Source organism: Aliinostoc maniaoense, assembly GCF_058172895.1.
The window spans coordinates 4993378-5012572 of sequence record NZ_CP187952.1 but is presented as its reverse complement, the minus strand read 5'-3'; the positions used below and the strand labels follow the sequence as shown (position 1 = coordinate 5012572).

At 41.9% G+C, this 19195-nt stretch carries 20 protein-coding genes; 9 read left to right on the top strand and 11 right to left on the bottom strand.

Translation table 11 applies throughout. From position 1 onward, the window contains the following. Positions 1 to 17 precede the first annotated feature (17 nt). Positions 18 to 833, top strand: a complete 816-nt coding sequence (locus tag ACPZ3T_RS21780; RefSeq protein WP_490271536.1) for an alpha/beta fold hydrolase — start codon at positions 18 to 20, stop codon at positions 831 to 833. Positions 834 to 1168: 335 nt separating this feature from the next. Here the strand turns inward: ACPZ3T_RS21780 and ACPZ3T_RS21775 are convergent, their stop codons facing one another. Further along, entirely contained in the window at positions 1169 to 2461 is a 1293-nt protein-coding gene (locus ACPZ3T_RS21775; RefSeq protein ID WP_490271535.1) for a glutamate-cysteine ligase family protein, read from the bottom strand. 266 nt (positions 2462 to 2727) lie between these two features. Between ACPZ3T_RS21775 and ACPZ3T_RS21770 the strand changes: the two genes are divergently transcribed. Together ACPZ3T_RS21770 and ACPZ3T_RS21765 are read left to right on the top strand one after the other, a co-directional pair. After that, positions 2728 to 2997, top strand: a complete 270-nt coding sequence (locus tag ACPZ3T_RS21770) for a hypothetical protein (protein WP_490271534.1) — start codon at positions 2728 to 2730, stop codon at positions 2995 to 2997. Positions 2998 to 3194: 197 nt separating this feature from the next. Continuing rightward, positions 3195 to 4004 (top strand): prepilin peptidase, encoded by an 810-nt coding sequence (locus tag ACPZ3T_RS21765; protein ID WP_490277318.1) that lies wholly within the window; start codon positions 3195 to 3197, stop codon positions 4002 to 4004. A gap of 17 nt (positions 4005 to 4021) precedes the next feature. Here the strand turns inward: ACPZ3T_RS21765 and ACPZ3T_RS21760 are convergent, their stop codons facing one another. Then, positions 4022 to 4174, bottom strand: coding sequence for a hypothetical protein (locus ACPZ3T_RS21760; RefSeq protein ID WP_490271533.1), 153 nt, complete (start codon positions 4172 to 4174; stop codon positions 4022 to 4024). A 416-nt stretch (positions 4175 to 4590) separates the two neighbouring features. On the opposite strand from ACPZ3T_RS21760, the gene accD reads away from it, so the two are divergent. Both accD and ACPZ3T_RS21750 read left to right on the top strand, forming a co-directional pair. Further along, entirely contained in the window at positions 4591 to 5541 is a 951-nt protein-coding gene (gene accD, locus ACPZ3T_RS21755) for an acetyl-CoA carboxylase, carboxyltransferase subunit beta (RefSeq protein WP_490271532.1), read from the top strand. Next, entirely contained in the window at positions 5542 to 5706 is a 165-nt protein-coding gene (locus ACPZ3T_RS21750; protein ID WP_490271531.1) for a hypothetical protein, read from the top strand. It begins immediately after the preceding gene. On the opposite strand, the gene ACPZ3T_RS21745 is transcribed toward ACPZ3T_RS21750, so the two are convergent. Further along, positions 5696 to 7090: an MFS transporter gene (locus tag ACPZ3T_RS21745; protein ID WP_490271530.1), complete on the bottom strand. Its 1395-nt coding sequence runs from the start codon at positions 7088 to 7090 to the stop codon at positions 5696 to 5698. The two genes, ACPZ3T_RS21750 and ACPZ3T_RS21745, sit on opposite strands and share 11 nt — an antisense overlap. 459 nt (positions 7091 to 7549) lie before the next feature. Between ACPZ3T_RS21745 and ACPZ3T_RS21740 the strand changes: the two genes are divergently transcribed. From ACPZ3T_RS21740 to ACPZ3T_RS21730, 3 genes are all read left to right on the top strand, one after another. Continuing rightward, entirely contained in the window at positions 7550 to 8788 is a 1239-nt protein-coding gene (locus ACPZ3T_RS21740) for an ABC transporter substrate-binding protein (RefSeq protein WP_490271529.1), read from the top strand. A 101-nt stretch (positions 8789 to 8889) separates the two neighbouring features. Further along, positions 8890 to 9159 carry a YciI family protein gene (locus tag ACPZ3T_RS21735; RefSeq protein WP_490271528.1) on the top strand — a complete coding sequence of 90 codons (270 nt, stop codon included), beginning with the start codon at positions 8890 to 8892 and terminating at the stop codon, positions 9157 to 9159. Positions 9160 to 9664: 505 nt separating this feature from the next. Next, positions 9665 to 10072, top strand: coding sequence for a hypothetical protein (locus ACPZ3T_RS21730; protein WP_490271527.1), 408 nt, complete (start codon positions 9665 to 9667; stop codon positions 10070 to 10072). A 150-nt stretch (positions 10073 to 10222) separates the two neighbouring features. On the opposite strand, the gene ACPZ3T_RS21725 is transcribed toward ACPZ3T_RS21730, so the two are convergent. The 3 genes from ACPZ3T_RS21725 to ACPZ3T_RS21715 form a co-directional block, all read right to left on the bottom strand. Continuing rightward, on the bottom strand, positions 10223 to 10414 hold the full coding sequence (locus ACPZ3T_RS21725) for a hypothetical protein (RefSeq protein ID WP_490271526.1): 192 nt from the start codon (positions 10412 to 10414) through the stop codon (positions 10223 to 10225). 392 nt (positions 10415 to 10806) lie between these two features. Beyond that, positions 10807 to 11937: an NAD(P)/FAD-dependent oxidoreductase gene (locus ACPZ3T_RS21720; protein WP_490271525.1), complete on the bottom strand. Its 1131-nt coding sequence runs from the start codon at positions 11935 to 11937 to the stop codon at positions 10807 to 10809. A gap of 128 nt (positions 11938 to 12065) precedes the next feature. Further along, complete coding sequence (locus tag ACPZ3T_RS21715) at positions 12066 to 12266, bottom strand: hypothetical protein (RefSeq protein ID WP_490271524.1); 201 nt, start codon at positions 12264 to 12266, stop codon at positions 12066 to 12068. 293 nt (positions 12267 to 12559) lie between these two features. Here ACPZ3T_RS21715 and modB point away from each other — a divergent pair, with 293 nt between their 5' ends. Further along, positions 12560 to 14380: a molybdate ABC transporter permease subunit gene (gene modB / locus ACPZ3T_RS21710; protein WP_490271523.1), complete on the top strand. Its 1821-nt coding sequence runs from the start codon at positions 12560 to 12562 to the stop codon at positions 14378 to 14380. Positions 14381 to 14602: 222 nt separating this feature from the next. Here modB and ACPZ3T_RS21705 read toward each other — a convergent pair whose 3' ends face one another. From ACPZ3T_RS21705 to ACPZ3T_RS21685, 5 genes are all read right to left on the bottom strand, one after another. Further along, positions 14603 to 15868, bottom strand: coding sequence for a Pvc16 family protein (locus tag ACPZ3T_RS21705; RefSeq protein WP_490271522.1), 1266 nt, complete (start codon positions 15866 to 15868; stop codon positions 14603 to 14605). Further along, positions 15865 to 16233 carry a photosystem II reaction center protein Psb28 gene (gene psb28, locus ACPZ3T_RS21700; protein WP_490271521.1) on the bottom strand — a complete coding sequence of 123 codons (369 nt, stop codon included), beginning with the start codon at positions 16231 to 16233 and terminating at the stop codon, positions 15865 to 15867. The genes ACPZ3T_RS21705 and psb28 overlap by 4 nt, the downstream gene beginning before the upstream one ends. Positions 16234 to 16295: 62 nt before the next feature. Further along, positions 16296 to 17804: a serine hydrolase gene (locus ACPZ3T_RS21695; protein WP_490271520.1), complete on the bottom strand. Its 1509-nt coding sequence runs from the start codon at positions 17802 to 17804 to the stop codon at positions 16296 to 16298. 178 nt (positions 17805 to 17982) lie between these two features. Beyond that, a complete protein-coding gene (locus tag ACPZ3T_RS21690) occupies positions 17983 to 18111 on the bottom strand; it encodes a hypothetical protein (RefSeq protein ID WP_490271519.1) in 129 nt (42 codons plus the stop codon). Positions 18112 to 18360: 249 nt separating this feature from the next. After that, entirely contained in the window at positions 18361 to 19092 is a 732-nt protein-coding gene (locus ACPZ3T_RS21685) for an RNA methyltransferase (RefSeq protein WP_490277316.1), read from the bottom strand. Positions 19093 to 19195 lie beyond the last annotated feature (103 nt).

The window sequence follows — 19195 nt, the reverse complement described above, 5'->3', positions numbered from 1 at the left end:
AATTCGTAGTTGTGAGCATGAAACAAAAGATTAAACGTGCTTTTTTAGACACTGATGATGGCCAGATTCTTTATCGCATCGGTGGCGAGGGTGAATCTCTGTTGTTGCTGCACATGAACCCCCGCAGTAGTGATGAATATCGGGAACTGATGCCTATTTTGGCTGAACACAGGCGAGTCATTGCAATGGATTTTATGGGGTTTGGTGATTCTGATAAACCACCGAGAATGTATACTATTGCTGACTACGCAAAAACAGCGATCGCACTTTTAGATGAACTAGGTATAGAAAAAACTAGTATTCTCGGTAATCATACAGGTGCTTTCGTGGCGGGAGAAATAGCCGCAAGTTATAGCGATCGCGTTGATAAACTGATTTTAGGTAACGTCGCTGGTTTCGGTGAAGGAGGACAAGCCGAGCTATTTAAAAGATTTGAGGAAGGTTTTCAAATCCAAGCAGATGGCAGACATCTCATGGAAAGATGGTTAGCCCGTTCTCGATATGTCGGCTCTCCTGAATTAAATCACCGTTGGGTTTTAGATGACTTAAAATGCTTTGGTCATCCTTTATACGCAGTTTGGGCTGTAGGCCATTACTGTCTAGATGCACCAGAAAGATTTCGTGCTATTAAGTGTCCAACTTTAATTATTTGGGGACTGGATGATATGCAAGAATTTGAAAGATTAAGTTTAGCAAAATTTAGCGATCGCTATTTTCTTTCACAAGCAATTCCTCATGCTCAAGTAGTTGAATTTGAACAGGGAACAATTTGTATGATGAATCAAATACCTGAACAAGTATCTCAGGTAGTAATTGATTTTCTCAAAAATTGAATTAGAGGCTATTTATAAAGTAGTAGTAGGGTGCGTTCAAGCAACGCGTAACGCACCGTATAATAGCGGTGCGTTACGGCTAAATATCAATATCTGACACTTTCAAATCCTGACACAGCCGTAACACACCCTACTGAATTACTGAATTACGTAGCTTGCTTCTCCCTTTGCGAGTATTACGAATTACGAATTACGAATTAAGTAGAACGGTGTAAATAATTAAAGGTTTGTAGTGAGGACTTTAGTCCTCTCTTAAGGACTAAAGTCCTTACTACGAACTAAATTCAATTTTTTTACATTACTTTACATAGTTTGGTTTTTTCAAGTCGTTCTACTTACGAATTAAATAATGAAACTTCTGCTTCTAACTGGCTGCAACACTCCCGCACTAAACGCAAGCCTTCATCCCGTGATAATTCCGCAGTTGCTGGGGTAAATTTTTGCAAAATCTCTGTTTCTATACTTTGATAATTATCTAAGTCTGCTCTCAATTTGGCTAAATATTGCGTATTTTCCCCCCCATCTGTAATGGCAAACTCTAATACAGAATCAACGTAAGCTTTAACTTGCGGATTTTTTACTCCTTCTGTTGCCGCAGCATACAATAATTCACCATTTAAATATTCAAAATCGGGAACATAAAGGTAATTTTCACTCAGTTCTAATGTATGCACAGCTTTTGTAGGTTTAACTTGTAGTTGTTCATTTCTGACTCGATGGGCAGCTTGTTCTAAGAGAACAATCATAGCTATAATCACCGAGGGAAAGTTACTATCAATACATCTTACTTCCACAGTACCCAGCTTGTTGAGTCTAACGGGATTCCATGCTGATTTGAGTAAACTACCGCCAGCTTCTAAAAACCGGTGACGCTCAATGCCGGCTTGATCTAATGCCTCTAACCAAGCATAATAACGGGCAAATTGCTGCTCTACTAAAGCCTCCACACTCTCAGCATAGGGCATCAGTCCGCCCACGGGTTGCAAATGGGTATAGACTCCCTCCCAACCAAAGGTTTCACTGCCTCGATAACGAATCGTGTGGGCAGCTAGTCCGATGGCTTCTCCTTCATAAAAGGGACACGCCCGTGCTAGGGAAATTAAGGCTGAGTCTAAAGCTGTTGCCAAATTATAGATATTGAGTAATTCTTCTCGCTCTGTTGGTGTTGAGTTATAGGAGACTGCTACACGAGGATCAATTACTCCTGGCGGTACTTCTAAATGTATGTGTGTCCCTGTACATTTGCCAGCGTGTAGAAACCTGTCATAGCCTACAGTCCGAGCTTGGATATGATAATTTGGCTTGTCACGCATGACGGGCATAATATGCAGTGGGTAGCTTGACAAAGGATACAGACGCAAACCCATTTTTTGACCGGCAGCGATCGCTAATTTCACATTTTTAATATATAGTTGTGCTAATTCTGTACCTGTATAAGCTGGCGGTGTGTTAATCTCCACCATACACTTGACGAACTCAGGCACAAAGTAATTAGGGTTAATGTTTTCGGTGGCGGCTAGGTGGTGACAAGTCTCTAAAAACTCATCTGCACGGGAACTAATTTCACCGGCTTCATCTACTAAAAAAAACTCTTGTTCTAAACCTAAGCGACGTTTTAAGACAACCATTTTTTTTAATTCGTAATTCGTAAGTTTTTCAGGAAGTAATCAGTGAGAACTTTCAAGCACATGAAATAATCAGACTTTCAACCATTCCTGCACCTCCATACCCTAAAACCACTATTTTTGGGTCTAAGTGTCAAAAACCTGCCCTCGAAAGCCTACCCCTACACTCCAACCTGAAAAAATTTTCCAGCCCAATTGGCCAAATTGGCAACTCTTATGAAAAGATTCAGCTAAACTAGAAGCAAATCTAGCAACTACGCAGCAATATAGTGTACGCTTTACGACAAGAACAGGGAAAAGCTCAATTTACTACAGCCCCCAGAAGCCAGTCTCCTTTGATTGATCCTGCCGTAATCAGAGCTGCGGGGCAAATTTACTATACCCATTGTGAAGTACATCCTGAAATAGCTGGCCAGCCTTCAGGAGTGGCTATCAATCGGGTAACTCATCGCGGTAAAGTCATATTTACTAATCAACCAGTTCTTTTACCTCAAGAATGTTTTGTACCCTTGAGCCAAATTGAATCTCATATGTATTAGTTATACCAATTTTGGATTTTGGATTTTGGATTAAAAGCCTAGATTCTGAGCCTATTCCAGAATCTCAAAACAATACTACCTATCCCAATTCGGTATTTTTTGTCAAAAGTCAATAGTCAATAGTCAAAATTAACTTACTCTCGACAAAAAGGGAAAGATAAACGACAACTGACTCAAGACTCGTGACAAATAACTATATGGATACTTTGATGGTAGCCCTGGCGAGTGTGATTGTTTTCGCCTTGGGTGCATCTATTGGCAGCTTTATCAATGTTGTAGTTTATCGATTACCTGCGGGATTATCAATTCTTTGGCCGCCTTCCCGTTGTCCCCATTGCTTAAACCAGCTAAAAGCTTATGATAATGTGCCTGTGCTGGGTTGGCTGTGGTTAAAAGGTCGATGTCGTTATTGTAAAAGCCAGATTTCTCTCCGTTACCCAGTGGTAGAAGCGGTAACAGGGCTAATATTTCTCCTCATATTTTTTATATTTAATGTCTCAATCCAAACAATCGGATACTGGGTTTTTTGTAGTTGGTTATTAGCCTTATCCCTGATTGATTTAGATACGATGACGTTACCGAACCCCCTCACTAAGTCCGGGTTAGTGTTGGGCATTATTTTTCAGGTGGTAGTGGGATATATAACTGAACCCAGTATTGCCGGGGTAGTCAAACATTTAATGATGGGGATAGTGGGGGCTGTATTAGGGTTATGGTTATTTGATGCGATCGCCATTCTCGGTATTTTCCTACAAAAAGAAGCAATGGGGGCAGGAGATGCCAAACTAGCCGCCATGATGGGAGCGTGGTTAGGTTGGAAGTATTTACTGTTAGCAGGATTTATCGCTTGCAGTCTAGGCGCAATTGTAGGAATCAGTGCAATTCTGCTCTCAAAACGCAAATGGGGACAAAAAATCCCCTTCGGCCCCTTCCTAGCCTCCGGCGCATTCCTCACCCTCTTCGGCGGCGAAGCTGTCTTATCCGCTTACCTGAAATTGTTCTTCTAGTGCTGAGTGCCGAACCATTAGTTTTTCTCCCCTGCCTTCCTTGTCCCCCTTCCCTTGTCTCCCTTGTCCCCCTGCCCCCCTGCCCCCCTGCTCCCTGCCCCATTCCCAATACCAATACCAACTAAATTTTCCCCGACTGTAGCCTTGATTACCCCATTTACCCTTGACATTTTGGTAATATCAGCTTGTGACTAGTATCACCCTCTAATTGAGAAGTACCTGTTGGTAAATGCTGAATGCTCATCAACTGGCAACACACATTGCAATCTTGGGGGCAATACTTCAAGCTGGGGGTTGAGGATAAGCATCCTGTTGGGGGGTTGGTATGATAGCGTCTTTAATTTTGCCGATACATTTACAACATCACATGAAACAAAGACTTGTATTGGCATCAGTATTTTCGTTAAGCTGGCAACCAAAGATGCAAATTTAGGTCTGAATTGCTTAGAAGCGTAATTTGGCGATGTAGTCAACAGTGAAAGGCTAATAATCAATAGTCCATAAAATTACTCAAGACTAATGATAATTTAATTATCTTGACTGCTTGACTTATTTTCGACCTCGTACCCACTTGAATAAGATAAAAATGGCAAACAACGAAGAATCACGCGGTTTAAAGTCTCTATTTGACTGGTTTGCAAATCGCCGTAAATCAGGAGCAACCAACCCCGAACGCCAAGAGCGTGAGATTGCTGACGGGCTATGGCATAAATGCCCTAAATGTGGTGTGTTAACCTATACCAAAGACCTTTTAGCTAATCAAATGGTCTGCGTTGAATGTGGACATCATAATCGGGTAGATACTGATGAACGCATCCGTCAATTGATAGATCAAAACACTTGGCGGCCAATCGATGAAAATCTCCGCCCGACAGATCCTTTGCAATTCCGCGATCGCAAAGCTTATAGCGATCGCCTGCGGGAAATGGAAGATAAACTAGGACTACTCGACGCAGTTAAAACCGGTTTAGGGCAAATCAACGGTTTACCCGTCGGGCTAGCCGTGATGGATTTCCGCTTCATGGGCGGTAGCATGGGTTCTGTTGTGGGTGAAAAAATTACCCGCCTCATTGAACAAGCCACCCAACGACGTTACCCAGTCGTCATTGTTTGCACCTCTGGGGGAGCGAGAATGCAAGAAGGTATGCTCTCTCTGATGCAAATGGCGAAAATTTCCGCCGCCTTAGAACGTCACCGTGATGCCAGATTACTCTATATTCCTGTATTAACCAATCCCACCACAGGCGGCGTAACAGCCAGCTTTGCCATGTTGGGAGACATTATTTTAGCAGAACCTAAAGCCACCATCGGTTTCGCCGGTCGCCGAGTGATTGAGCAAACCCTCAGAGAAAAATTACCCGATGATTTCCAAACAGCCGAAGACTTACTCAAACACGGCTTCGTTGATGAAATCGTACCTCGTACCCAATTAAAGAACACCCTAGGCAAACTCATCGCCTTACATCAACCCGTTCCCACAGCCCCCCCTATGGTGCTGTGGGAAACGATGACTCTTAGTACCACAGCTGCGGAGTGAGTGGAGGAGCAGGGGGCAGGGAGCAGGGGGCAGGGGGGCAGGGAGCAGGGAGACAGGGGAGACAAGGGAGACAAGGGAAAAATTTTTACCCCAATGCCCAATGCCCAATGCCCCATTCCCAATGCCCAATGCCCCATTCCCGATTCCCAATTGATCACTCTTTGACAAAAACTAACGGAATCAACGCTACTAGGCGCAACATCCCAGAGAGGGCAAATAGTCCCAATAAACCGCCATGTTGAGCGAATTGGGCAATGAAACTCCCAATAGTTGTGCCTAAAGCACCACTAAAGCCAGCCACAGCAGATGCGATCGCAAAATAAAGTGACTGGTTTTTTATTGGGGCAATTTCTAGCTGTATATTGTTGTTACACAAGTCAATAGCTGCCCACGTACCACCTGTTAAAATATGCAGCAGTGGCAACCACAACCACAAATCCCAGTTATTAGTATCTATCCCTAGCCATAAAAATGGTGTTACCGCTACTAAAACACCAATAAAAATCAAAATTAAACGATTGCCAATTTTGTCTGCTAACTTGCCCCACAATATCATCAGCAGCATATTCGCTCCGGCTTGCAAGCTACCATAAAGCGTCACCCAGCTAACGTTTAAATGCAGTGTATCCAGCATATACAGGTTAAAAAATGGCGCGCTCAGATGCACAGATAGCATCCATAAGGCAGAATAAAACAGAAACATCAAAAAGTTAGAGTTTTTCCAGATATTGTCTGTAGTGTCTGCGGGTGGGGATATGGTTGTCGGTACAGATTTTTCAGGTTTCAGGCGCGGAAACTGAACAATAGAATTTTGGACTTTGGGATTAATATCTAGTTTGAAATACTGACATCCTATACTAAGGATACCAAAGATAATACTGATAAATAACACCACACCATAACCTTGGAGAGTGCCGCCATACCACCGGGAAATCAACAAACCGGCTAAAGGTACACAGACTAAATTAGTCAAACTAGATGCACTATTGCGTATACCAAAATACCTGCCACGCAACTTTCGGGGAACAATCATCGCCAACCAACTCAGCCAAGACGCGCTTCCGAGTCCGCCTAACAGATGGCTAGCTAAGACAATCAACAGAGTCAGTATTTCTAATTGTAGGGAGTTCACCCATCCCCAACTAAAAGCCACAACCCCCATTAATAAAATCAGCCACAGCAGTCTACCAATCCCAAACGTCCACAGCGCATATTGAAATCTGCTGGTAGTGCGCTCTGATAAGTAAGCACCTAACGGCTGAATTAGATTTACCAGCATAGGGATTGAGGAAATCATCCCAAATATCACTGGACTAGCATCTAATTCCACCAAAAAGTTACTTAATAAAATCCCGCTAGTCGCCAGGGAAAATACAGCCGCAAACACTGCATCCGTAGTTGAGGCTCTTAAACTAGTGCGAATCCCATTCTTTTGAAATCGGGTGCTAGATGTTGAGCTAGGAGGAGGAGTGAGGGGAGTTGGAAGTTGAGAAATCTGGGGAAGTTCCAGAACCAGAGATGAAGCTGTTTCAACTTGAACCGAATCCATAGACATTATTTATGGGTAACGCACCCTAGCGTGAGTTCAGCTTCAGGCATTTAGTATGCACTCGGAAGCTTTGGTGACAATTTTCGATATTTTACCTTGCATTTCTCCATAAAAGTTCGGAATATATAAATAAAAATTTAGTTAACTTAACAATTTACTTATTGATCTGAATGTTGGCTGGTGTTGCGCTTAACAAAAGTTCAGATGAGTTAAATATTAGTTAGGGTGTGTTAGCGACAGCGTAACGCACCTAGTACTTCACCAAGCCAACTTTGCGGAGTTCGTAGTGTACCCCTCCGGGGAAGCAAGCTACGCGCAGCGTCTCGTTCGCTGTAAGCGTCTCCTAGAGAAGAGAGGGCTAAAGCCCTCAAGTTAAGGACTAAAGTCCTTACTACAAACCTTAATTTGAATTGGTATTAAGGTGGAAGATAGTTCCCTGTTACCCTTTACTTGACTGTGATGAGAAAAAACTGGTGGCGATGGTTGGGAGTAGCGATCTCCATTGCCATTACAATTATTAGTTGTCATCATCTACCCAAACCCAACCATGTCACCATCAAACTCAGTGGCTGGGGTGGTTCGCCTGTAGAGCAAAAATTATTAAAACAAGTTCTGCAAGATTTTGCAGCCCAATATCCCCAAATTCAGGTCAAATATGAAGTAATTCCTGACCAATACATGGACGTGATCAAAACTCGCTTAGTTGGGGAAGCTGCACCTGATGTTTTTTATCTGGATGCGATCGAAGCTCCTTTCTTGATGAGTCAGAATGTCTTAGAACCCTTAAATAATTACATTACCCCAGAATTTGACTTAGCAGACTTTGAACCAACTTTATTAAACAGCTTTAAATATCAAAACTCTATTTACGGGGTACCCAAAGACTATTCCACTTTGGCACTGTTCTATAACACAAAAGCCTTTGCTGCGGTTGGGTTAAACACTCCGCCAAAAAACTGGCAGGAACTACGCGCCTACTCCCAGCAATTAACCGGTAAACTCAACAGATACGGCTTTGGAGAAATGCCAGAATTAGCACGTCAGGCTTATAAAATCAAAGCTTTTGGCGGACAAATTATTGACTCCAACGGTTACGCCGCATTTGCTAGTCAGCAAGCTTTACAGGGGTTAGAGCTAGTTATCGACCAATACCGCCAAGACCGTTCCTCAGCCCAAAAATCCGATGTCGGCACAAACTCAGGTAGTGAAATGTTTGGTCAGGGTAAAGTAGCAATGGTCATTGAAGGTAATTGGGCTATTCCTTACCTGCAAGAAACCTTTCCGCAACTGGAATTTGCTACCGCAGAAGTACCCAAGATTAATGAAAAAAAAGGGACAATGGTTTTTACTGTTGCCTATGTGATGAATAAGCAATCAAAACATAAAGTCCAAGCGTGGGAATTGATTTCTTATCTCACAGGTAAAGCGGGAATGCAGAAATGGACAGGAACAGGTTTTGCTTTACCTACACGTAAGTCAGTAGCAGAGAAATTGGGATATGATCAAGATGTCTTAAGGTCGCCTTTGGTTGCTGGTGTTAATTATGCTACACCTTGGCAAATTGGCAAACATCCAGCCCCCATTGTTAACAATTTTGATAACCAGTTTATCAGTGCTTTATTAGGACAGCAATCATTAAAGCAGGCAATGGTACAGGCACAGTATGCAGCGAATCAGCAAATTCAAGCGATGGACTAAACAAAAACTAAGAAAAATAAATAGATAAAAAAATAGCCGGTTTGCCCAAATTCCATTTTCTCATAAGATGACAACAGGTAGTTAATTCATCTCAAGTCATCATGTCCAAATATGTAATGTGGGGTTCTTACTGTGAAGACGTTCTAGAAAAACGCGCACCTTACCGTGATGCACACTTAGCGGGTTTAGCTAAACAAAAGGAATCTGGTGTGCTAATTACAATTGGCCCTACCAAAGATGTCACCAAAGTCTTTGGACTTTACGAAGCCGAAGACGAGGCGACTGTGTGCCAATTAATTGAAAATGACCCCTACTGGCAAAATGGTATTTGGACTGAATACTCTGTAAAAGAGTGGATTCAAGCGTTTTAAAACCCATACCCAAATTAGACTGACACATAAAAAAAACCTTTATTCTGTACTGTAGAGACGTTGCATGCAACGTCTCTACATCATTTATTTGGCGCAACTTCATAGAGAATTGGTATAAGCCGTAACGCACCGAAACCTTTGAGCGAGTTGGTTTATGCTCTCTCTAACAGACCTTAGACATCTGTTCAAAAATCAAATATCAGTCCAATATGTGCCAGTTTTATTATTGTCCACAAATAACCTATTATTCTTTAAACAAATATTAAAAAATATAGCTGCAAGTAGATGAACTTGTTATTTTGTGAATGTCATGATGAGATATAGTGTTTTCTGTTGGCTATTGACGGTTAATAGTTAACAACCTTAATTAATGAGTGTGTAATTTCAAAGCGTAATAGCTCAGTTACAGTTAGCTAAAATCAAAACAACAACATCTACTACATCTGCAACGAAAAAATCAAATGATTTGGCTGTGAGTGTAGATGTTTTTTACAAGGTGAACCCTATGAAAGAAAATCTCAAACGCGCATTTCTACCCAGCTTTATGGCTGCAAGTATAGCTAGTGTCAGTTTGCTATCAGTACAACCTGCTGTTGCTGATAAAAAAGTTGTAGAAGATACTTTAGTTGGTGCTGGTGCTGCGGCGGTGACGGGAGTTCTGACTGGATGTAATGTATTAAGAAACGCTGCTAAGGGTGCAGTAGCAGGTGCGGCGGTTAATGGTGCTAATGGTTTACGAAATAATCCCCGTCGCCGTAATATAGGACAGGATGCTTTAGTAGCGGCTGGTGCTAGTACGTTGGCTGGAGCAGTGATTGGTGGTAGAGGTAGATGCAACAAACCACTAAATAATGCCGTCAATGGTGCAGCCGCAGGTACAGCAGTCCACATCTGGCGCAATAATAGACGTTAATAAGCTGTTCGTGAATTTGTCGATTAATTAGTAATTACGAATTACGTAGCTTGCTTCCCGTAGGGTATTACGAATTAGTAATTACATTAAAACCCCAATTTCTTGAATAAATTGGGGTTTTTTAACATGAAGTATTGTGAAACTTTTTAGCTAACCCTTCAGAGCCTTTCTGAAGTTACTACGATAGGATTTATTAGCAATAAATAAAACAGGCCATAGCAAAGATAAACTAATTCGGTTGGGTAAGGATTGACCAAAATTAGTTCTGCTAAAACCATTCCAAAATTTCCAAACACCACCTACATAAACCACAATTAAACCAAAAATAATTAACTTACTCATTGTCGTTAACTCCGCTAATTAGTGACTAAACTCAAGGCTAAGTAAAACGAACCGAAAGAACAAACTACGTTAAGTAATGTAAAAAGACCTAAGATTGAGTTCGTAGTAAGGACTTTAGTCCTGATTTGAGAACTAAAGTTCTCACTACAAACCTTTAATTATTTACCCTGTTCTGACTTTAAAAAGGGGGTGTAGGGGTGTAAGGGTATAGGGGTGTAAGGGAAAGACTTTTTCATGTGTTCTGGTGTACACAGTTCATGATGACTACTTAGACATACTAGATGTTGTTAATATTCTATCTCTAATACTGAAGGTGGTTGCAATGACATAGATGTTAGTGCAGAATGAGTATGGAGCATAGTTGATCTAAATTCCTAAAGGTTTGAATTGATTCATTGCATTATTATTGCCTGTTCTTGTCCCTTGATAAATTTAGCAAATCGCTTGGCTAAAGGAGGAACAAAAACTAAAGGGTTGCTAAAGCCAGAAAAAATATGAATACCCTCATTTCCTGGAATCGCGCCAATTACAGGCAGACTATTACTACTAAATGCTACTAAGCAATGATGCCAATTTCCTGATAAATTACCCAATTTAGGTAAAATTTTGGTAATACTTTGTCTTAACCAATTTTCGCTTGTGGTTGAATTGATATTTGCGTAAGGGTTTGTTAGTACGCGACTGATTTGTCCGAGGCGTAAACTCCCATCTTGAAACTGAATTGCACCAGCATCTAATATCGGTGGTGCTGGTTGATTATCTAGTTCATCCCACAATTGATCATCTTTTGTAGATGCAGCTTCTAATTTAAATCTTTGCAGATTAGCTGGCATGACTAAAGTTTTTAACTCGACATCAGCAGGTGGTGTTTCTATTACTTCTGCATGGGTAAAATACAGTTTGATGTCAATACCTGCTGCTTTTAATAGGTGACGGCTAAACCCACCAGCACAGACAACTACATTCTCACAGGAATAGGTTGTAGAAGTAGTTGTGACAGTACCTGATTTGACTTGTAATACTTCGGTGATGTGCATTTCACCACCATGACGTAAAAAAGCTTGAGTGTAAGCTTGTGCTGTTTTTTGGGGGTGGATGTGTCCGTGTTTGACAGTTAAAGCACCGGAAATTGCTTTTTGGTTGAGTAATGGTTCTAATTCACAAGCGGCTTCAACACTGATTAGATGGGGGGGAGTGAAACAATTGGCATAGGATGCAGCCGTTGTTTGGGGGTTGCTATCGGCATCAATAGTTAGTAGTAAGTCTAATTCTCGTAACTCAATATCAGCGTCTAACTCTTGAGCTAGATTTTGATAAATTGCGATCGCTTCTTGGCATAATTGACGAGTGAATGGCGTACTTCCTGACCAATAAGCCAACCCACCATAACTGTAACGAGTCGCATTTTGGGGGATAGTGTCTTTTTCTAATAGCAGTACACTCAAGCCTAGTTTGACTAATTCGTAGGCGAGTGTAGCACCTGTAATTCCACCGCCAACTACAATCCAGTCGTAGGTTTTCATTGAAGATATTGCTAAAACTTGTAAAAGCTATCTGATTACCAATTGTGGCACGTTTGGTAACAAAGTTGAGAAACAAAAACCTATAATTGAAAAATGGCGATCGCACCCTGTTAAATCAGCAAAAGTACTCAACCATAGAAGTTTTGATGAATCCATTCCCATGCAGCTTTTTCTGCGGCGTGGGTACTGTAATAGACTTTTCTTTCTCCAAAAACAGCACCATCCAGAGTTAAAACTCGAAACTGCCAACAGTCTTCTGTATAGAAAACCAACAACGTCAAACCCTGGATACCAGCAAGCAGGTGAATTTTGACTGGGTTATCTGTCATTATTGAGCAGCCATAGATAATTTACTGATTAGATCATTAATTATGGCAAACCCAGCCAATATTGGCGACTGTATTTTTAATTCGTAAAGTACGCTAATTTCCTTCGCTAGATGATGTTAACCCCAAATTTTCGGTAATTTCTTGTTATATACCAACTTTTTTATAAAAAAGTTGGTATAATTTTAATTAATCAAAGAATCAGGAATCTTAATTAGGCTGGTTTTGAGTAGCCCAGACCATACTCAAATATGCCAAAGTCAATAGTTGCACATTAGCTCTTGCCGAAAATCATCATGCCAATGGATTTTTCACCCTTGTGGATATCACTCAAGACTTCTTTATTTGCCACATTTATCACTTTCTTTTTAGGAATTGGGGCTGCTTATTGGATGTTGGGATATCGTGGCAAGGGCAAAGCTTTGATTGAGGGGATATTTGTTGCTCCTTTGATTTTACCTCCTACGGTTGTGGGTTTTTTGCTGCTGCTGTTTTTCGGCAAAAATGGCCCGATAGGGAAACTGATGCAGCCTTTTGATTTGAGTATAGTATTTACTTGGTATGGGGCAGCGATCGCCGCTACAGTTGTCTCTTTCCCATTAATGTATAAAACTGCCTTGGGGGCATTTGAACAGATTGATGGTAATCTGCTGCAAGTAGCTAGAACCCTGGGAGCAAAAGAGTCTACTATCTTTTGGCGTATCAGTTTACCCCTAGCCTTTCCGGGGATTTTAGCAGGTACATCTTTGTCCTTTGCCCGTGCCTTGGGTGAGTTTGGTGCAACATTGATGTTGGCTGGTAATATTCCTGGACAAACCCAGACAATTCCAATGGCGATTTATTTTGCAGTGGAAGCCGGGGCGACGGATGAAGCTTGGTTTTGGTCAGTTGTAATTATGATTGTTTCCCTATCAGGGATTATTGCTGTCAACTTTTGGCAGGAATGGAGGGGACGTAGGCGGAAGCAGGGGAGCGGGGGAGCAGGAGAGCAGAGGGGGCAGGGGAGCAGGGGAGCAGAGGTAGAGGTGCAGAGGGGGCAGGGGGAGGTAAAGCTGTTTGTTGATATTGAGAAACGATTAGCGAGTTTTAGCCTCAAGGTGAGATTTAGTAGCGATGAACAACCTTTGGGATTGTTGGGGGGTTCAGGGGCGGGTAAGAGTATGATTCTGCGCTGTATTGCGGGGATTGAGACACCTACACGGGGGCGGATAGTTTTAAACGATAGAGTATTATTTGATTCAGAAAAAGGAATTAATTTACCTAGCCGCGATCGCCAGATTGGTTTTTTAGTGCAGAATTATGCTCTATTTCCGAATATGACAGTGGCGCAAAATATTGCTTTTGGCTTGCCTCCAGGAATTGCCAATGGGAAAATGCGATCGCAAATTGAAGAGTTACTCATAGCAATGCAGTTACAAGGATTAGGAGAGCGATACCCACATCAACTTTCCGGCGGACAGCAACAGCGAGTAGCCTTAGCCAGAGCTTTAGCCAGTCAACCAGAAGCTTTACTACTAGATGAGCCTTTCTCCGCACTCGATACACATCTGCGTAGTCAACTAGAACAACAAATGACCACAACTCTAGCTAAATACCCAGGTGTAACTTTATTTGTCACCCATAATATGGAAGAAGCTTATCGTCTTTGTCCTAATTTATTGGTGATGGAACATGGTAGAATAGTTCATCATGGTTCTAAATACGATATATTTGAGCATCCCGCTACAGTAAATGTTGCCCAAATCACTGGATGCAAGAATTTTTCTGATGCAATTATTCACTCATCGCAAGAGATAGAAGCAATTAATTGGGGTTGTCGATTGCAAGTGAGAGAACAAATTTCCCCACAAATCACCCATGTTGGCATCCGCGCCCATCATCTTATACTTACCAAAGACCCAAACCAAACCAACACCTTTCCTTGCTGGTTAGTACGAACCAGTGAAACACCCCACCGCATCACACTATTTTTAAAGCTTCATGCTCCTAGCAATCATTCCCAGGAATACGATTTGCAAGCAGAATTATTCAAAGAAAAATGGCTGAGTATCAAAGATGAGCCTTTCCCCTGGTATGTACATTTAGATCCCCTCCGCTTAATTTTCATGGATGAGTAAAATTATAATTAAGACTGCAAGGGGGCAGGGGGCAGGGGAAGAATGATCTGTAGCCGGGATTTAGAGAAATGGTATAAATGCTATATTACCTATTACTCATTACTCATCACTCATTACTCATTACTCATTACTCATTACTCATTACTCATTACTCATTACTCATTACTCATCACTCATTACTCATCACTCATTACTCATCACTCATTACTCATTACTCATTACTCAATTAATAACTACAACAGGTGCGATATATTGCTCAAAAGTCGGGCTATGAGGATCTGTATCAACTGTTAACAAACTTTCCGCACCGTCTATAACCAGGCGTGCTAGATAAGTTCCTGGCGCACAGTCTTTGACTGCAAAGGTGAGTGTGTGAGAATGATTCCGACGGTTTTTGGTTTGCTCGTAGGAATATCCTGTAAATTGTGTAAGAGAGAGTTCTGTGAGGATTAAAGTTGCTGGCTGGGATTGATCAACTGTGAAATTAACTTCTACGGTGATATCAGCCGATCGCAGATCATTCCCTCTACCCTGTAAATGAGATACTGTAATTTCTGTAATAGTTGGACGTAACAGTATAGGTACAACATTGGAACTAACTCGTTGCTGGGGATGAATGACTTGTACAGCCTGCATCCCGGCGCGTAAGGATGCTATGGGGATGGAGGCGAGATTAACAGTAATTTGCTTATCTGTAACTTTTTGGGGTGTTACCGTCACATCACCGATACGCACCTGAGTGATATCTGCGCTTAATTTATCGCCTTTAATTAATAAGGTACTGGTAGCTAAAATCAACGGGGTTGCAGCTAACTGTGTTTGCCAAATTTGAGATAATTCTTCTTCAACTTTGATTTGAGCGATCGCTGGTTGGTATGGTGTAATATGACGCTGAAGATTGCGTACAGGTAAGGGTTTTTTGCGGATTGTGCCAGCATCAATTAAGACGATACTAGTTTTGTAGGCTATAGATAAAGAATATGGAGTTTGAAAAAATACTGACCAAATTTTTGATATTTCTTCGACATTTAAATCAACGGGAGTGATGGAAATTGTCTCTACTTGTTGAGTTAGATCAGAATCTGCCAAAAATGTCAATGTTGAATCTGTGACTGTCTCCCGAATCATCTCTTGGGTAATCTGGGATTGGCTATTAAAGGTGCGAATAATGCTACCCATTAACCTTTGTGGTTCTAACTCCACATCATTACCGTAGCAAGTTAGTAAGTAGTAGAGATCCAAACCAGTTTGCGATCGCTTAGTATATTTTTCATCTGAATGGCGTTGTCTTAAATCAGCACTCCGCCAAGCTGGATTCATTAAAATATCGTACAGATAAATATTTACACCAGCTTCTGGTGAACCACTACTAAGGCGATCGGGTCTAACAGTTGTTACCCTAGCACCATCTACATCTGTTTGGATACTCCCCTGCAAGGTTCTTTGCAGAGTTGCAGTGACAGTTGCAATAGCTAAATAATTACTCATCTCTCCCCATATTCCATACCATTAGCATCAGCATAACGGTGCATAAAACGCATGAATCTTTCCCAATGATCATCGCGTTCGACTTCAAATTTGCACTCTACTCCCCTGAGTTCATCACCTTCATCACCCCCAAAGATGAATCGAGTTGAAGACGGGGTAATATTAATTTCACCTTCTTCATCAGTTAAAAGTAAGGCGTTTAATGATTGTTTTGTAAAACTGTTGAATCTTTCCAATGCTTGCATTTTTTCAAACGTCATCATGACGATGCGTTTACCAGTGCGGACTTCCCGCCGTAAACTAACGTTACTCAGTTCTTCATAAATGCCAGCAAAAAATTGAATTGTGGGGGTAGTTGAGGACATATCACAAATCTAAAATCTAAAATTGGTTGACTTAATTTGTTCCTTACATCCTTACTTTACAGTTATCTGGGCGGATAATATTGTGGATTTACCACAGGGGATTGATATCCACTCGTGGGGATGGTTGGTGGGGGTGCAGAGATTATTGGCGATTGATAACCTGTTGTGGGGATGGCACTGGTGGTATTGTTAGGTGTGGGAGGTCTTTGGCTAAATTCTTGGTAGGCGGCGCGAGAGATGGTGCTAATGAGTTTTTCGGCACGAGGATCATTATTAGGGCGTTGTACCATGACGGCTGCTATATAACGCTTGCCGGTAGGTGTATCAATAATACCTGTATCTGCTAATACAGTACCGATATCGCCTGTTTTGTGATATATGCGCGCTCCTTGATCTAAACCGGAAGGTAGGAGATGATCTCGTTCTGTACGGCGCATGATATCGAGGATTTGATCACGCGATCGCATACTAACTAATTTACCCTGACTGACCATAGACAGCAAAGTCCCCAATTCTTTGGGGCTGGTGGTGTTTGTGCCTTGCAAATCTGGCAGGGGGTTGCGAATGGCTGTACTGCTAAGTCCCCAACTCTGGAAACGCTGATTAACTGCTTCTATTCCTCCGAGTCGGGCAATCAGCATATTAGTGGCGGTGTTGTCACTGATGGTAATCATTTTAGTTGCCACTTCTAAAGCCGCATACTGTGTTCCGGCTGGTTTGTATTGTAGATTTCCTGAGCCACCCACCATCATTTCTCGCTGCATGGTAAGCATTTCGTCTAGGCGAATTTTACCAGCGTCTACATCTTGGAAAAAGGCAATTAAAATTGGTACTTTAATGGTACTAGCCGCAGGCAAGCTGTTATCACCATTAAGATTTACGTATCCCCCATTGTCTAAATCTACCAAGAAGACTCCAGGGGTAAGATTGGGATTAGCTGCTGCCAACTCTTGCACAGCATTTTTCAATGTCGGAATTTCTTGAGAGAGGTACAAGCCAGTTGATGAGTTGGTAGTGGCAGGTTTTGGTTGCACTTGTCCAGTAGTATTAGATGCAGTTGGAGTTGTGGGAGCAGTATGGTTGGCAGGGTCTAAAACTGATAATACTGTACCTACAATAGCACCAATGCCAACTCCCACAATCAATAAACGAATCGCGTACAAAATAGCTCTAGCCATTGGTTTTAAACGCGTTTTTTTTGATACTCGTCTACCCATTTTTGGTGAGGGCTGTTTCTGCACTCTGATGGTTTTTACCTTGACATTTCTAGAGGGGGTTGGCTTGTACTTAGTTGCTGTAGGTATAGGTTTGACGACAGTAGGCATCATTAACCCCTGCTTGGACTTTTTCGTCCGAGGAGCAATAGGGGGAGGCAAAATAGAATTATTATCTACCCGTGTTACTACTGCTGTACCTGTGGTAACACGGGGCTGATGAGCAATTTTAACTTTTTTTGATTCAGCTTTTTGAACTTTATGCGATCGCTGGCGACGGTTTACAGGTTGTCGCCCCGAAAAAGTTCTAAGTTTTTCACCTGACTCTGACACTGCCACTCCTTGTGACTCAATCATAATTGTTGTTTAAGGCAGGAGGCAGAGAGCAGCGCAGTCTTGGGGTTTCCCCAAGTGGAGCGACTGCGGGGAGGCAGAAGGAAAATTTTACTAGCCTCTAGTCCCTATTCCCTTATCCCTGGTTTATATATTCTGGCGTACCCAGTTCCATAAATACTACTTAGTAGCATTTTTGTGTTTAGTTTATGTCATATTCAACAATTTGGGAAATAATTGTGTCAATTTTAAAATTTTTATTGGGAATGGGGAATGGGGAATGGGGAATGGGGAATGGGGAATGGGGAATGGGGAATGGGGAATGGGGCATTGGGGTAAATATTTCTACCTTGTCTCCCTTGTCTACCTTGTCTCCCTTGTCTCCCCTGCCCCCTACACTAGGCTGTTGACTTTGTTGAAATTTGGGCGGTTTTTAGTAATTTTGTACGCGATGTTTAATTTGTGCCTCAAAGCCTTCTCAAAACACAGTTTCAGCCATCGTAACTACGCACATTTTTTGCATGGACAAAATCCCAAAAAAGGTACAGAGTCAACAGCCTACCCCTACACCCCCACACCCCTACTCATCCCTTTGGTTATTAATTGCCCATTCTACCTGTCGCAGTAAACCGCGTAACATTGCTACTTCATTTGTTTGCAGATGGGCGCGATTATATAGTTGGCGGAATTTTTCCATGCGGCTGGTTGCTGTGTGGGGATATAAATAACCAATATCTAAAAGTAATGATTCTAACTGCTGATAGTATGCCTCGACTAATTCTAATGGAGCTAGTTCTGTGGTTGTGAGGGTGGGCGTTGCGTCTAATTGTGCTGCTTGTGCTAGTTCATAACAGCAAATACCTACCGCACTAGCTAAGTTTAAGGATGGATAATTGGCACTACTGGGAATGCGGAGGAATCTGTGGGCATAATTTAATTCTTCATTGCTTAATCCTCTGTCTTCTCTGCCAAAAATGAGGGCTGCGGGTTGGTTGGTTGGTGCTAATAGCCACGGTAAGGCTGTTCTAGGGTTCTCTAAGGGGACTGGAAAATCATGATCGCGTCCGGTGGTAGCTATGACACTAACGCATCCTTGCAAGGCTTCTAGTAGGGAATCTACCACTACCGCCGACTCTAAAATATTTTTGGCATGAACAGCCATTTTCATCGCTTCTGATGATAGGCGATCGCATTGGGGATTAACTAATACTAAATGCTCTAACCCGAAATTCTTCATTACACGGGCAGTTGCACCTACATTTAATGGCCCGGCTGGTTCTACCAAAACGATTCGTACCCCAGCCAATGGTATATTTTCATAAATTGGATCTTGCTCTTTCATTCAATTTTTTACTTTACAGAAGCCTTAGACATGGTTTTTGATATACCTCACCGTCTTAAAGGAGCAGTGAAGT